This window comes from Streptomyces halobius (assembly GCF_023277745.1).
Classification (GTDB): Bacteria; Actinomycetota; Actinomycetes; order Streptomycetales; family Streptomycetaceae; genus Streptomyces; species Streptomyces halobius.
Genome location: NZ_CP086322.1, coordinates 131,009 through 147,229 on the forward strand (window position 1 = coordinate 131,009; position 16,221 = coordinate 147,229).

General features: G+C 71.0%; 5 protein-coding genes. All 5 read right to left on the reverse strand.

All coding sequences use genetic code 11. The features are described from left to right. Positions 1-20 precede the first annotated feature (20 nt). Complete coding sequence (locus K9S39_RS00635; protein WP_248861343.1) at positions 21-899, reverse strand: SDR family oxidoreductase; 879 nt, start codon at positions 897-899, stop codon at positions 21-23. A 63-nt stretch (positions 900-962) separates the two neighbouring features. Further along, on the reverse strand, positions 963-2,177 hold the full coding sequence (locus tag K9S39_RS00640; protein ID WP_248861344.1) for an aminotransferase class I/II-fold pyridoxal phosphate-dependent enzyme: 1,215 nt from the start codon (positions 2,175-2,177) through the stop codon (positions 963-965). Positions 2,178-2,246: 69 nt separating this feature from the next. Beyond that, on the reverse strand, positions 2,247-2,825 hold the full coding sequence (locus tag K9S39_RS00645) for a DUF2867 domain-containing protein (RefSeq protein ID WP_248861345.1): 579 nt from the start codon (positions 2,823-2,825) through the stop codon (positions 2,247-2,249). 90 nt (positions 2,826-2,915) lie between these two features. Next, entirely contained in the window at positions 2,916-4,328 is a 1,413-nt protein-coding gene (locus K9S39_RS00650; protein WP_248861346.1) for a cytochrome P450, read from the reverse strand. 57 nt (positions 4,329-4,385) lie between these two features. After that, on the reverse strand, positions 4,386-16,217 hold the full coding sequence (locus tag K9S39_RS00655; RefSeq protein WP_248861347.1) for a type I polyketide synthase: 11,832 nt from the start codon (positions 16,215-16,217) through the stop codon (positions 4,386-4,388). Between the last annotated feature and the right edge of the window lie 4 nt (positions 16,218-16,221).

The window sequence follows — 16,221 nt, forward strand, 5'->3', positions numbered from 1 at the left end:
GCATCGCCACGATGGAACTTCTACGGTTCGCGTACTTCACGCGCGGATACGTATCCGACGGGTCGATCGCGGTGTACTTTGCGGACCGTGCGGTCGACGAACCAGTCGAGCGCACTGGGAAATATCACGGAGAAGGCCGCGCCCATCCGGTTCACCGTGCCGGGCACCATCCGTGTCTTGCGGCGTTCGATGAGGCGGAGGATCCCGGCAGCCACCTGCTCGGCCGGCATCAGCTTCATGGCTTTGGAGAATTCCTTGGTCTCGATCGGCAGCCGCGGCCGTTCATAGGCGTAGTGCGGTGTGTCCACATCGGGCGGGCACATGTAGCCGATGTGCAGGCCGTACGGCTTCAGTTCGCCGCGCATTGCCTCCAGCAGGCCGCGTACGGCGAACTTCGCCGGGCTGACGGCCGTGTAGCCGAAGGTGCCGGCCATTCCGACGACCGCGGACACGCCGATGATGGTCCCGCGCCGACGCTCGATCATCGACGGCGCGATGGCCCGGATGGGCCACAGCGTGCCGAAGTAGTCGGTCTCCATGACGTCGCGGAAAGCTCCGTCTTCCAGTTCCTGGAAGTAGCCGGCCTCGGTGATGCCCGCCGAGGTGACCAATATGTCGCACGGCCCCTGCCTGGCGGTCAGCTGAGCGACCGCCTCGTCCACCGCGCCCTGGTCGGTCACGTCCGCGGCGGCCGTGGCCACCTGAGCTCCGCTCCTGGTGAGCTGCGCCGCGGCCTCGTCCAGCCGTGAGGCGGTGCGCGCCATCAGTGAGACGCGCGCGCCCCTGGCGGCCAGCATCTTGGCCGTGGCCAGGCCGATCCCGCTGGAGCCGCCGGTCACGACGGCGTGCGTCCCGGGACCGATCGGTCCAGCAGTCGCCTCGGCTTTGTTTCCCTTCATCGGTTCAGACCTCTCCCAGCCCAGTGAGCACGCGCGTTGACTTCTGTTTCGAACTCGGTGGTGTCAGAACAGCTTCTGCTCCCGCAGCTTCTTCGACACCTCGATGAAGTGGTCCAGCTGCTCGTCGGTGTGCGACGCGTTGAGGATGATGCGCAGCACGGCCTGACCGCGCCGGGCGGCGGGGTACACGTAGGGAGGGACCCGGATGTCGTGTTCGAGGAAGGCGCCGAAGAGCCTGAGGCACTTGTGCTCGTCGCCGACGACGAGCGAGGTGAAGCAGGTCTCGGTGTCCGTGATCGGCAGTTCCTCGTCGGTCAGCCGCTTGCGGAAGTCGGCTACCTTCGCGAGGTAGTTGTCGACGATCTCGGGCTCCTGCTCGGTGAGGAGCTTGGTGATGTAGGTCGTGCCCGCCGCCGCGGGGGCCAGTACTCCAGCGGTGAACGCGCTGGCCCCCGAGAGCAGTTCGAAGGCGGCGATGGCGTCCCGGGGCCCTGCGATCAGGCCGCCCTCAAGGCCGACGGCCTTCTTCAGGGACACCATGATGAAGGTGGACCGGAGCAGTCCCTGGTACTCCTGGTGGAACTTGCGGTGCGCGGGACCGTAGACCAGGAAGCCGTTCGCATCGTCCACGTAGGACAGAGCGCCGTACTTCTCGCACACGTCGACGATCTCGTGCATCGGCGCGACCACTCCGTCGATCGAGTACACCGACTCGAACACGACGACCACGCGCTTGCCCTGCAGTTTCTTGAGGATGGCCTCAAGGCTTTCGACCGAGTTGTGCTCGAACGAGAACAGCCGCTCGCCGAACTTCAGGCTCTCCGCGGACTTCCACAGCGACCAGTGCGCGTCCCGGTCGAAGACGAAGACGACGTCTCGGTTCACCATCGACAGGCCCTTCATGAGCGACTGCGTGCCCGCCATCGCGCTCATGAATCCGATGTTCGCGAGCGTTCCGGTCGCGAAGCTGATCGCCGACTCCTTCTGGAGGTAATCCGCGATCGTCCGCTCCATGTCGACGTGCGCGGGCGTGACGCCCTGGAGGATGCGGCTGCCACCGGTGGCGAGGCCGTACTGCTTCGTGGCGTCGAGGAGGACCCGCATCACGTCTTCGCGGCGCTGGAGGTCCAGGAAGTTCACCGATGCGAGATTGGTGATCATCCGGTCGGTGCCGTGCACCGGCCCGGGAATCACTTTGGACACCGGCGGTTCGGCCATGCCGGCCGCCCGGATTCCTTCGGCGAACGTGTCGAAATTCCAACCTGGCAGGGAAGTCATCGCGGGAAAGCCTCGTCTCTTCTCTGAGCTGTCGAATGTGTCGTGGTCGCGAGACCACGGTGTTGCCGATCAGGTGTACTGCGGCCAGTTCTTGCCGATCGCCCGGAGCAGCTGGGGGTAGACGAGTACGCGCCGAAAGGGCTTGCCGCCGGTCCTGTAGGCGTGCCCGAGCAGTCCGTTGGGCTTCCACAGCGACGTCATCTGGGCGTAGTACATGCCTTTTTGGTCCGGGACCCAGCCGATGTGCATCAAGGTGTGCACCATCCGGTTGGCGAGCTCGGCCACGTACTCGGTGTCCGTCTGGTAGACGGCGATGAACGGGACCGACTCGAAGTCCGGGCCGCGCGGCCCGTCGCGGAGGTCCGCCGGGAGCCTGCCCCGGATGGTCTGCACGCGATGCCCCAGGCCCTGGCTCTCCTTGTCCCATCCGAGCAGCCGGCCAAGCGTCCAGCGGAGTCTGAAGAGGTTTCGGATGATGAAGCGTGAGTTCTCCTCGTCGTCGTCCGCTGTGAACCCCCGTACGAACCGGGCGAGTTCGTCCGGCCCGCCGGGCGTCGGCAGCGCCCACACATCCTCCACTTCGAAGTCCTGGGTGAACTCGTGGATGCGCCAAGGCCTGTCGGTGTATTCGGCGTTCGGGATTCTCATCCGATGTGCTTCATCCGTCCGAAATCGCTGTATCGACCTCTTCATGCGACGGCAACCACCGTGGCGGGGCCCCGCGCTGCGCCGGCCGTGCTAGCCATCGGCCTCCGTCACGCGCCGGGCCCGGTGGGTCCGGGGCCGGAGCTCCAGGCGAGCACCGCGCTTCGGCGTCATGGTGACGGACCGGCCGACCGGGATCTCCGGTCTCATGTCCGGGCGGTGCAGGTCGCACGTGGTCAGCAGTTCGCGGAGCACCTCCTTCATCTCCACGATCGCGATCCGGTCGCCGAGGCAGCGGACGCGGCCGCCGCCGAACGGAATCCAGGCGGAGGTACTGGGCTTGGAGCCGAGGAACCGCTCGGGGCGGAACGCGTAGGGGTCCGGGTAGACCTTCGGGTCGTGGTGCACCAGGTAGGCGCTCGCCCAGACCATGCTGCCCGGCTCGTAGCGCACCCCGCCGATCTCGATCGGTTTGATGACCTCACGGGGGATGATGTGCGGGTTCGGCGGGCACCGGCGGAGCGCCTCGTACACCGTGGCCGTGAGGTACTCGTCGCTGCCGGTCTCGTCGATCTCGGCGAGGAGCCGCTTGAAGACGGCCGGTTCACGGGTCAGGTGCTCCAGCGACCAGCAGATGGCCGCGGCGGTGGTCTCGGTGCCGGCGACGAACATGGTCATGATCTCGTCCCGTAGCTCGACGGCGCTGAGCGGCGAGCCGTTGTCCGTGGTCATGCCGAGCATCACGGCGAGCATGTCGTCGCCGGGCTCGCCCGACTCCACGCGCTCGGCGATCGCCTGGGCGAGCAGTTCGTCACAGCGGTCCCGCTGTTTGAAGAAGCGGTCGAGGCCCAGCGGCCGGATCGCCCTGAGCAGCTTCACGCCGAACGGTGACATCTCGTGCGTCTCGATCATCGTCGCGACGCTCGAATTCAGCTTCAGCATGTCCCAGATGACCTTGAACAGCTCGTCCCAGCAGGAGGGGACGTGCTTGCCGAAGACGACCTCGCGGATCACCTCGATGGTGAACTTGTGCACGTACGGGCGGAGTGCGACGGCTTTGTTGCGTGGCCAGCGGGCCACGGACTCCTTGGCCATCTGCCGGACGGATTCCTCCGTCCGCTGGTGTGCGCTGCCGCGTACCGACGGCATGATCTGCTTGCGCCGGGCGAGGTGTTCCTTCTCGTCCAGCCAGGCCAGTCCTGTCTGGCCGAAGAACTTCTCCAGCGAGGCGCTTCCCGTCCCGGTGTGCAGGACGTCGCTCGGAGCGAGGAACATCTGCTTCACGTCGTCGGGGTCCGACAGCACGTAGAGCTTGTAGCCGGGGAAGACCTTCAGTTCGAACTGTTTTCCGTACTTGCGGCGGCAGTCCATCATGTATTCGCCGGGCCGGCGGAACAGCTGCACGTACTGCATCATCGTGGTCGTCTTGGGGCCCCGGACCCTGGATGCGGGAACTGCGGGCCGTTTCGGTTCGGTCTCGGCTGTGGTGGTGTTGCGGGTGTCCATTGCGTGGTGACCCCTCGTAGATGTGGCGTGTGGTCCGGTCGGGTCCGTTACGGCACGTCAGCCGCCCGTGGGGACCTGGACGACGGCCGCCAGGTCGCGCAGCGTCTCCAGCAGGCCGGTCTCGCGCAGGTCCTCGACCGGGATCGAGGCGAGCATCGCCCGGATCTCGTCCTCCTCCGACAGCTGCGCGTCTGCCGCCGGTTGGCTCGTCCCGGCGTCCGGGGCCACCAGGGTGAGCAGGTGTTCCGCGATGGCCTGCGGTGTCGGGTGGTCGAAGGCGAGCGTGCCGTCGAGCTGCAGTCCGGTGAGCTTGTTGAGGTGAGTGCTCAGCTCCACCGCGCTCAACGAGTCGAAGCCCAGGTCCTGAAGCTCACGCTCCGGCTCGATCGCCTCGGCCGAACCGTGGCCGAGCACCACGGCGACCTGGGCCGACACCAGCTCGAGCACGATCCGGAGCCGGTCGGCCTCGGCCACGCCCGCGAGGCGGACGGCGAGCGACTGGCTCGTCTGCCCGCCGGCAGAGCCGCGCACCAGGCCGTTGGCCTCGATCTCCGGGGCCACCAGGGTGAGCAGGTGTTCCGCGATGGCCTGCGGCGTCGGGTGGTCGAAGGCGAGCGTGCCGTCGAGCTGCAGTCCGGTGAGCTTGTTGAGGTGAGTGCTCAGCTCCACCGCGCTCAACGAGTCGAAGCCCAGGTCCTGAAGCTCACGCTCCGGCTCGATCGCCTCGGCCGAACCGTGGCCGAGCACCACGGCGACTTGGGCCGACACCAGCTCGAGCACGATCCGGAGCCGGTCGGCCTCGGCCACGCCCGCGAGGCGGACGGCGAGCGACTGGCTCGTCTGCCCGCCGGCAGAGCCGCGCACCAGGCCGCGCAGCAGAGCGGGCAGCGTCCCGGCCGATGCCTGGCGCCGCAGTGCGGCCCGGTCCAGCTGCACCGGAACGAGCACCGGAGCGTCCAGTCCGAGCGCCTGGTCGAACAGCCCCAGGCCGAGCTCGATGGACAGCGGGCGCAGGCCCATTGCTTCCAGACGGGCGACATCGGCCTGGGCCATCCTGCCGGCCATCCCGGTGGTGTCCGACCACAGTCCCCACGCCAGCGAGGTGGCCGGGAGTCCTGCGGCGTGCCGGCGCGCGGCGAGCGCGTCGAGCGCGGCGTTGGCCGCCGAGTAGTTCGCCTGGCCGGGGCTGCCGATCGCCGCCGCGGCCGAGGAGAACAGCACGAACGCGGACAGGTCCATCCCCGCGGTCAGTTCGTGCAGATGCCACGCCGCATCGACCTTCGACCGCATCACCCGCTCGACCTGCTCGGCGGTCAGCGACCCGACCACGCCGTCGTCCAGCACACCGGCCGCGTGCACGACCGCGGTCAGCGGCTCGTCCAGCGATGCCAGCAGTGCGGCGACCTGCTCCCGGTCGGCGACGTCGCACGCCGCGACCCGCACGCGGGCGCCGAGCTGCTCCAACTCGGCCACCAGCTCGTCCACCCCCTCGGCCATCGCACCGCTCCTGCTGACCAGCAGCAGGTTCCCGGCGCCGTGCCGCTCCACCAGGTGCCTGGCGAACACCGCGCCCAGACCGCTCGTGCCACCGGTCACCAGGACCGTGCCGTCGAAGGCGGGCACCGCGTCCGGCACGGCCTGGATTCGTGCCAGTCGGGGTGCGAGGGTGCGGCCGTCGCGCACCGCGATCCGCGGCTCGTCGACACCGGCCACCGCGGCCCAGTCGGGGAATTCGGTGTCGGGCACGTCCACGTGGACGAACTGTTTCGGGTATTCGGCCTGCGCGCTGTGCACCAGAGCGCCCACCGCTGCCTGGACGGGGTCCGGTGTCTCGTCGCCGACCGCGAGGGCCCCGTGGGTCGCCACGATCAGTCGTGCGCCGGTCAGCGACTCGACGGCCAGCCACCGCTGGACCAGGTCGAGCGTTTCGGCCACGGCGTCCCGCACGGCCTCAGGGCCGTCGCCGGGCTGCGTGGTGACGGTGGCGACGACCACGTCCGGCGTCTGCGTACCGTAGGCGAGCTCCTGCTCCAGTGCGTCCAGGTCGGCGAACTCCTGGCCAAGGACCGCCACCCGTGCCGTTGCCGACGCGCTCGAAACCTGGCTCCAGTCGACCTCGAACAGCGAGTTGCGCTGGGCCCGGCCCCCGTCCACCAGTTGCGCCGCCTCCAACGGGCGCATGTACAGCCGGTCCATGCTCAGCACCGGCTCGCCCTGCTCGCTGACGATGTCGACCCGGAGCCCGGTGCCTTCCTGCGTCGTGACGCGTGACCTGACCCGGGACAGCCCGGTCGTGCCGAGGCGTATGTGCGACCAGGAGAACGGCAGCAGGGCGGTCTGGTCGTCGCCCCGCTGCAGCAGGCTGGGGTGCATGGCGGCGTCGAACAGGGCCGGGTGGATCCCGAACCCTTCGCCGCTGGTGTCGTCCGGCAGCGCCACTTCGGCGAACACCTCGTCGCCGACGCGCCACACGGTCCTGACGCTCCGGAAGGCGGGCCCGTAGTCGTAGCCGAGGTCGGACATGCCGGCGTAGAGCTCGTCGACCGACGCCTCCTCGGCGCCCGCGGGCGGCCATGAGAGGGCCCACTGCGCTGCTATGGGCTCGGCCTCCGGTGCGAGGAGACCTCGGGCGTGACAGGTGGTCTCCGCCAACGCGTCGTCCCCGCTGTTCTCCGGGCGGGTGTAGATGGCGACCTCGCGGCGGCCGTTGTCATCCGCCGGTCCGACGGTGACCTGGACCTGCCGTGCGACCCCGTCCTCCAGCAGCAGGGGGGCCTCCACGACCAGTTCGGCGAGCGCCTGGCAGTGGGTGCGTGCACCCGCTGCCAGGGCCAGTTCGACCAGTGCGGTGCCGGGAACGATCGTCACGTCCTGTACGACGTGGTCCTGGGTCCACCGCTGGGTGTCGGTGGACAGGCGGCCGCTGAACAGCCACTCGTCACGGTTCCCGAGCTGCGTGGCCGCCACCAGGATCGGGTGTTTGACCGAGCCGAGGCCGGCCGCGGCGACGTCGCCGGTGCCCGCGCCGGTGGTGAGCCAGTACCGCTCTCGTTGGAAGGCGTAGGTGGGTAGTTCGACGCGCCGGGCACCGGTACCGGCGTAGTACGCCGCCCAGTCCACCTCCGCACCCGCATTGTGCGCCTGGCCCACAAACCGTGCGAAGGTCTCCACCTCCGGGTGCCCGCCCCGCAGCACCGGAAGGAACACCCCACCGGACTCACCCTCCAGACTCTGGCGGGCCATCGCGGTCAACACCGCATCCGGACCCAACTCCAGGAAACGGCGCACCCCCACACCCCACAGCGTCCGCACACCATCGGCGAAGCGCACCGCCCGACGCACATGCCCCACCCAGTACTCCGCGTCGAACTCCGCCACCAACTGCCCGGTCACGTTCGACACCAGGGGGATACGCGGCCTGGCGAACGACAACCCCTCAGCGACCGCACGGAACTCCTCCAACATCGGCTCCATGCACGGCGAGTGGAACGCATGCGACACCCGCAACCACGTCGTCCTACGACCGTCCCACCGCGGCAGCCACTCCCCCACCGCCTCCCGGTCACCCGACACCACCACCGCACGCGGACCGTTCACCGCCGCAATGTCCAACCGGCCCTCGAACCCGGCCAGCGACTCGGCGACCTCATCCTCACCGGCCTGCACCGCGACCATCGCCCCACCAGCAGGCAACGCCCCCATCAACCTCCCACGCGCCACCACCAGTTCCACCGCATCCGCCAACGACAACACCCCCGCCACATGCGCGGCGGCGATCTCACCCACCGAATGCCCGATCAGGTAGTCGGGGCGGATCCCCAGCGACTCCACCAGCCGGAACAGCGCCACCTCGACAGCGAACAACGCCACCTGCGTGAACCGCGTCGAGTCCAGCACCTCACCACCCTGGGCGAGCACCTCCCGCAACGACCGCCCCAAGTGCGGATCAGCCTGCGCACACACCTCGTCCAACACCGCACCGAACAGCGGGAACCTCTCCGCCAGATCCAGCCCCATCCGAACCCGCTGCGCACCCTGACCCGAGAACAGGAACGCGGTCCCGCCCGCGATCGCATGGCCCTCGACGGCCGCGGCAGCGGATTCGCCGCCGGCGAGCGCGGCCAACACGGTCAGCAGCTCATCGCGCTCAGCGGCCACCAGTGCCGCCCGGTGATCCAGCAACGCGCGCGACGTCACCGTCGAGAACGCGACGTCCGCGACGGACAGTTCCGGCCGCGCGACCAGATGGGCCCGCAACCGCTCCGCCTGCGCCCGCAGCGCCGCACCGCTGCGGGCCGACAGCAGTACGGGCACCGCGCCCGCCGGCCGCTCCACCGGGGACTCGACCGCTTCTTCCGCGGGGGCTTCCTCAAGGATCACATGCGTGTTGGTGCCGCTGACGCCGAACGACGAGACGCCCGTGCGACGCGGCCGGTCCGAGGCGGGCCACTGACGCGCCTCGGTAAGCAGCGCGACCGCGCCCGACTCCCAGTCCACGTGCGGCGACGGCTCGTCGGCGTGCAGTGTCGGCGGCAGCACCCCGTGCCGCATGGCCATCACCATCTTGATCACACCGGCTACACCGGCCGCCGCGGAGCAGTGTCCGATGTTGGACTTGATCGTGCCCAGCCACAGCGGGTCGTCCGCCCGCTCCTGGCCGTAGGTCGCCAACAGCGCCTGTGCCTCGATCGGGTCGCCCAGGACGGTGCCCGTGCCGTGGCCCTCCACCGCGTCCACGTCGGACGGCGACAGCCCGGCACCGGCCAGGGCCGCCCGGATCACCCGCTCCTGCGACGGACCGTTGGGCGCCGTCAGCCCGTTGCTGGCACCGTCCTGGTTCACCGCACTGCCCCGCACGACGGCCAGCACACGGTGACCGTTGCGGCGCGCGTCCGACAGCCGCTCCACCACCAGCAGCCCGAGGCCGTCGGCGAACCCGGTGCCGTCCGCCTGTGCCGAGTACGCCTTGCACCGGCCGTCGGGGGCCAGACCCCGTTGCCGGCTGAAGTCGACCAGCAGGTGCGGCGCGGTCATCACCGACACGCCGCCGACCAGTGCCATCGAGCACTCGCCGGAGCGCAGCGCCTGCGAAGCCAGGTGCAGGGCGACCATCGAGGACGAGCACGCCGTGTCGACGGATACGGCGGGGCCCTCCAGGCCGAGGCTGTAGGCGACGCGTCCGGACACCACGCTGGTGGTGGTGCCGGTCAGGAAGTAGCCGTCCATCTCCCGCAGCTGCGCCGCGCCGTAGTCCGAGGTGACCGCGCCGGTGAACACACCGGTGTCACTGCCGCGCAGTGACGTCGGGTCGACCCCGGCGCTCTCGATCGCCTCCCATGCTGCTTCCAGCAGCAACCGCTGCTGCGGGTCCATGGCGAGGGCCTCACGCGGACTGATCCCGAAGAACTCCGCGTCGAAGTCGCCGACCCCGTCGATGAAGCCGCCACCGCGGGTGTACAGGGTCCCCGGCTGGTCCGGGTCCGGGTCGTAGAGCCGTTCCAGGTCCCAGCCGCGGTCGCCCGGCAGCTCGGAGATGGCGTCCTTGCCGGACACGACCATCTCCCACAGGTCTTCCGGGGAGGTCACGCCGCCGGGGTAGCGGCAGCTCATGCCCACGATCGCGAGCGGCTCGTCGGCGTCCGCCGCTTGCGGCCCGGCCCGCACCACGGGGCGGGGCGCCTCGACGGCCGCGAGCTCGGCGAGCAGCATCCGTGCGACTGCCGTCGGGTTCGGGTGGTCGAACACGAGGGTCGCGGGCAGTCGGAGACCGGTGACCTGGGTGAGCCGGTTGCGCAGTTCGACCCCGCTCAGCGAGTCGAATCCGAGTTCCTTGAACGCCCGGCCGTCCTCGATCGCGTCCGCCGACGCGTGTCCCAGTACGGACGCGACCTGCGTGCGCACCAGGTCGAGTACGACCTGGTGCCGGTCGTCCTCGGCGACTTGGGCGAGCCGCTGCGCGAGCGATCCGCTCGCCGCCGGACGGCGGGCGGGCGCGCGCACCAGCCCGCGCAGCAGCGGCGGCAGCAGGCCCGCGCGAGCCTGGGTGCGCAGGGCGGCCGGGTCGAGCTTGACCGGCGCCAGCAGCGCCGCGCTCGTGGACAGGCTCTGGTCGAACAGTTCCAGGCCCAGTTCGACCGGCAGCGCCCCGACGCCCAGCTGCTCCAGTCGTGCGAGCTCGGCCGCGTCGAGGTGACCGGTCATGCCGGTGGCGTCGGCCCACAGGCCCCAGGCCAGCGAACTGGCCGGCAGCCCGGCAGCGCGCCGCTGGTGCGCCAGCGCGTCCAGTGTGGCGTTGGCCGCCGCGTAGTTGGCCTGTCCGGGGCTGCCGATCAGCGCGGCGACCGAGGAGAACAGCACGAACGCCGACAGGTCCAGGTCGGCGGTCAGCTCGTGCAGATGCAGCGCCGCATCGACCTTCGGCCGCATCACGTTCGCCACCCGCTCGCAGGTCAGCGACTCGATCACGCCGTCGTCGAGCACCCCCGCGGCATGCACGACCGCCGTGAGCGGGTAGTCCAACCCGTCCAGGAGTGCGGCGAGTTGGCCACGGTCCGCCACGTCGCACGCGGCGACCCGCACCTGGGCGCCGAGCGCCTCCAGCTCAGCGGTCAGCTCCTTTGCCCCCTCGGCCGCCGGACCACGCCGGCTGACCAGCAGCAGATGCCGCACACCGTGCCCGGCGGCCAGGTGCCGGGCGACCAGCGCGCCCAGACCACCCGTACCACCGGTGATCAGGACCGTGCCGTTCTGGTCGATCGGCGCCGGTACCGTGAGGACGACCTTGCCGGTGTTGTGGCCCTCGCGCAGGAACCGGAAGGCCGCGCCGGCATCGCGGACGTCCCAGGCCCGGAGCGGTGCGTGGGTGAGCGCGCCCCGCTCGAACAGCGCGGTGATCTCGGTCAGCATCTCCTGCAGCCGGTCCATGCCGGCGTCGAACAGGTCGAACGACTGGTACCGCACCCCGGTGTGCGCGGCGGCCACGGTGTGCGGGTCGCGGAGGTCCGCCTTGCCCATCTCGACGAACCGGCCGCCGTTCGGCAGCAGGTCGAGCGACGCGTCGACGAACTCGCCCGCGAGCGCGTTGAGCACCACGTCGAGGCCGCCGGCCGCGGTCAGGAAGGCGTCCCGGAAGCCGAGGTCGCGCGACGAGGCGATCCGCTCTTCCGGTACGCCGAGCGCACGCACCGCGTCCCACTTGTGCGGGCTCGCGGTGGCGTAGACCTCCGCGCCGAGGTGGGTGGCCAGCTGCACCGCGGCCATGCCGACCCCGCCCGCCGCGGCGTGCACCAGCACCCGCTCGCCCGCGCGCACACCGGCCAGGTCGACCAGGCCGAAGTACGCGGCGAGGTAGGCCACCGGCACCGATGCCGCCTCGGTGAACGACCAGTCTGCGGGCATCGGCACGACCGTCCTGCGGTCGGCGACGGCCAGCGGGCCGAAGCCCTCCGGGATGAACCCGAACACCCGGTCGCCGGGCGCCAGATCGGTCACATCGGCGCCGACTTCGAGTACGACGCCCGCGGCCTCGCTGCCCAGCGGCGCCTCGTCCGGGTACCGGCCGAGTGCGATCAGCACGTCCCGGAAGTTCAGTCCGGCGGCGCGCACGCCGACGCGGATCTCGCCCGCGCCCAGTGGCCTGCCGCCTTCCGACGGAGTGAGCGCCAGGTCCTCCAGCGAACCCTTCCGCGCGCTGGTCAGCCGCCACGCGTCGCCTGACGGGCCCGCGGGTGCCCGGCCGAGCCTCGGCGCGAGCACCCGGCCGTCACGCAGCGCGAGTTGCGGCTCGTCCGCGGCCACGAGCGCCGCCCAGTCCGGTGCGTCGCCGGTGCCGGTGTCGGTGTCGACCACCACGAACCGTCCGGGGTGCTCCGACTGCGCGCTGCGCACCAGGCCCCACACCGGGGCCGACGCCACGTCCGCCGGCTCGTCGCCCACCGCGATGCCGCCGCGCGTCGCCACGACCAGCCGCGCGTCGCCCATTCGCTCGCCGTTCAGCCACCGCTGCACCAGTTCCAGTGCCCGGACGGCGGTCTCACGCGCGGCGTCCGCGCCGGCGTTCCCGGGCGCCGGCATCTCGGCGACGACCACGTCCGGTGTGTTCGCGCCGTCGGCGATCGCCTGCTCCAGCGCGTCCAGGTCCGTGAACTCCTCGCCGAGCATGGTGACCCGCCCGGCCCCCTTCGGCACGGTGACCTCGGCCCAGTCGATCCGGTACAGCGGGTCGCCGGTCCCCGTGGCGCTGTGAAGCTGCGCGGGGTCGACCGCGCGGAAGACGAGTTTGTCGATGTGCAGCACCGACTCGCCGTACGCGTCGACGACGTCGACGCGCAGCGTGGAGTCGCCGGCCGGGGAGAGCCGCACCCGGGCGCCGGTCGCTCCGCCCCCGCCGATCCGTACACCGGACCAGGAGAACGGCAGGACGACCGAGTTGCCCGGCTCCTTCTCCAGCAGGCCGCCGTGCATGGCGGCGTCGAGCAGCCCCGGGTGGACGCCGAACCCGGCGTTGTCGGCGCCGTCCGGCAGCGCGATCTCCGCGTAGACCTCGTGTCCCAGACGCCATGCGGCGCGCACGCACTGGAACACCGGCCCGTAGTCGTATCCGAGGTCCGTCATGCCCGCGTAGAGCACGTCCACCGACGCGGCCTGGGCACCCGTCGGCGGCCATTGGGCCGCCCAGTCGGCGGCCGGCGCGAGCGCGGGCACGGTGGTCTCGGGGGCGAGCCGGCCGCGCCCGTGACAGGTGGCCTGCTGCCGCTGGTCGTCGTCGGTCTCCCGGCGCGAGTAGATCGCCACCTCGCGGCGGCCGTCGGCATCAGCCCGGCCGATGGTGATCTGGACCTGACGCGCCGCGTCGTCGGCGAGCACCAGCGGTGCCTGAAGCACCATTTCGTCCGCCACGGCGCAGCCCGCCTCGCGGCCGGCGGTCAGTGCCATCTCGACCAGTGCGATGCCCGGGACGATCACCGTGCCGAGCACGGCGTGGTCGCGGGTCCAGGTCTGGCTGTCCGCGGAGATGCGGCCGGTGAACACCCACTCGTCGCGATCGCCGACCGGCACGGCCGCGGTCAGGACCGGATGGTCGACCTGGCTCAGTCCCGCCACAAAGGCGTCCCCCGCACCGGTTTGCGGCGTCAGCCAGAACCGCTCGCGCTGGAACGCGTACGTGGGCAGGCCGGTGTGCTGCGCACCGGTGCCCGCGAACAGCTCGGACCAGTCGACGGGGACTCCGGCGGTGTGCGCCTCGGACAGCGACAGCAGGAACCGCCGCAGGTCCCCCTCGTCCCGGCGCAGCGAGCCGACCACCGCGGCCTGGCTGTCGGCGTCGTGCGCGGCGATCGTCTCTTCCACGGCCATCGCCAGCACCGGGTGCGGGGATACTTCGACGAAGCAGCCGGCGCCGCCTGCGGCCAGTGCCCGGACGGCGGGCTCGAACCCGACCCGACCGCGCAGGTTGCCGTACCAGTAGGCGGCGTCCAGCACTTCGCCGTCGACGAACTCGCCCCGTGCGGCTGAGTAGAAGGGGATGCGCGCCGATGTCGGGCGCACCGGTGCCAGCACTTCCAGCAGCTCGGTCTCGATCGCCTCGACCTGCGTCGAGTGCGAGGCGTAGTCCACGTTCACCCGGCGGGCCCGGATCTCGTCCTGCTCGCACGCCGCGATGATCTCGTCCAGCGCTGCGGGCTCTCCGGCGATCACCACCGCGGCCGGGCCGTTCACGGCGGCGACCGAGACGCGCCCCTCGTAGGGGGCGAGCAGTTCTTCGACGCGCTCGATGGGCAGCGCCACGGACACCATGCCGCCGTGTCCGGCGAGGCGCTCCAGCACCAGTCTGCTGCGCAGCGCCACCACCCGCGCACCGTCTTGCAGGGACAGCGCTCCGGCCACGCACGCGGCGGCGATCTCACCCTGGGAGTGCCCGAGCACGGCGGACGGCTCGACGCCGTAGGAACGCCACAGCTCGGCGAGCGAGACCATCACCGCCCACAGTGCGGGCTGGACCACGTCCACCCGCTCCAGCGCGGGTGCGCCTTCGGCGGAGCGCAGCACGTCCTGCAGCGACCAGTCCACGAAGGGCGACAGGGCCAGGGCGCACTGCGCGATCTGCTCGGCGAACACCGGGGAGGAGTCCAGCAGTTCGACGGCCATGCCCGCCCACTGGGCGCCCTGCCCGGGGAACACGAAGACCGGCTTGCCTTCCGCCACGCGGCCCTCGACCACGCCGTCGGCGGGTTCGCCTGCGGCGAGCGCGGTCAGCGCGGAGAGCAGCTCGTCGCGGTCCGCCGCGACGACGACGGCCCGCCGGTCGAGCTGTGCGCGCGTCGTCGCCGTGGAGAAGCCGGTGTCCAGCAGGGAGACCTGGGGCCGTGCGGTCAGGTGGGTACGGAGCCGCTCGGCCTGCTCTCGCAGTGCGGCCCGGCTCCGCGCGGAGAGCAGTACCGGTACCGAAGGCAGCGGGGCAGCGGCCTGCTGGGCGGGGGCGTGCTGTTCGGCCGGTGCCTCTTCGAGGATGACGTGGGCGTTGGTGCCGCTGACGCCGAACGAGGAGACGCCCGCGCGCCGCACTCGCTCGGATGCGGGCCACTGACGTGCCTCGGTGAGCAGTTCGACCTCGCCCGACGCCCAGTCGACGTGCGGGGTCGGCGTGTCCACGTGCAGGGTCGGCGGCAGCATTCCGTGCCGCATGGCCTGCACCATCTTGATGATGCCCGCGACTCCGGCCGCGGTCGAGGAGTGGCCGATGTTGGACTTGATCGACCCCAGCTGCAGGGGTCCGTTGGTCCGTTCGCGGCCGTATGTCGCCAGCAGTGCCTGGGCCTCGATGGGGTCGCCGAGGGTGGTGCCGGTGCCGTGGCCCTCGACCGCGTCCACGTCGGCGGGGCTGAGCCCTGCGTTGGTGAGGGCCTGGCGGATGACCCGCTCCTGCGCGGGGCCGTTCGGCGCGGTGAGGCCGTTGGACGCCCCGTCCTGGTTGACCGCGCTGCCGCGCACCACGGCAAGGACGTGGTGGCCGTTGCGGCGTGCGTCCGACAGCCGCTCCACCACGATCAGGCCGACGCCGTCGGAGAAGCCGGTGCCGTCCGCGTCCGCCGCGTACGCCTTGCACCGGCCGTCGGGGGCCAGGCCCCGCTGACGGCTGAAGTCGACGAACAGGGTGGGTCCGGCGAGCACGGTCACGCCGCCGACCAGCGCCAGCGAGCACTCGCCGGAGCGCAGCGACTGTGCGGCCAGGTGCAGGGCCACCAGGGAGGAGGAGCACGCCGTGTCCACCGACTCCGAGGGGCCTTCGAGGCCGAAGGCGTAGGAGACCCGTCCCGATACCACGCTCGTCGTCGATCCGGTCAGCCGGAGCCCCTCGATCTGGGGCAGGCTGCCGGCGGGAGCTGCCGCGTAGTCCGAGGGGCCGACGCCGCAGAAGACGGCGGTGTCGCTGCCGCGCAGTGACGTCGGGTCGATGCCCGCGTCCTCGAACGCCTCCCAGGCCCCTTCCAGCATCAGTCGCTGCTGCGGGTCCATCGACAGCGCCTCACGCGGGCTGATTCCGAAGAAGTCCGCGTCGAACGTGGGCACGGTGTCGACGAACCCGCCGATGCGGGAGTAGGACGTGCCGAGCTGGTCGGGGTCCGGGTCGTAGAGCCGCTCCAGGTCCCAGCCGCGGTCGGTCGGCAGCCCGGACATTCCGTCGCGGCCCGAGGCGACGAGGTCCCACAGTTCGCCCGGCGAGGTGATGCCGCCGGGGTAGCGGCAGCTCATGCCGACGATCGCCAGCGGCTCGTTCGCACGGTCCTCGAACTCCCGCAGCCGGGTTCGGGTCTCGTTGAGCTCGACGGCCGTCCGCTTCAGGTACTGAACGAGCTTTTCCTGCTGTGGGTCGGTGCTTTCCGCGCTCATGTTC

Bases quoted from the DNA above. Each gene is read 5' to 3' on its own strand.
- K9S39_RS00635 (WP_248861343.1), bottom strand. From the start codon at position 899: ATGAAGGGAAACAAAGCCGAGGCGACTGCTGGACCGATCGGTCCCGGG.
- K9S39_RS00640 (WP_248861344.1), bottom strand. From the start codon at position 2,177: ATGACTTCCCTGCCAGGTTGGAATTTCGACACGTTCGCCGAAGGAATC.
- K9S39_RS00645 (WP_248861345.1), bottom strand. From the start codon at position 2,825: ATGAGAATCCCGAACGCCGAATACACCGACAGGCCTTGGCGCATCCAC.
- K9S39_RS00650 (WP_248861346.1), bottom strand. From the start codon at position 4,328: ATGGACACCCGCAACACCACCACAGCCGAGACCGAACCGAAACGGCCC.
- K9S39_RS00655 (WP_248861347.1), bottom strand. From the start codon at position 16,217: ATGAGCGCGGAAAGCACCGACCCACAGCAGGAAAAGCTCGTTCAGTAC.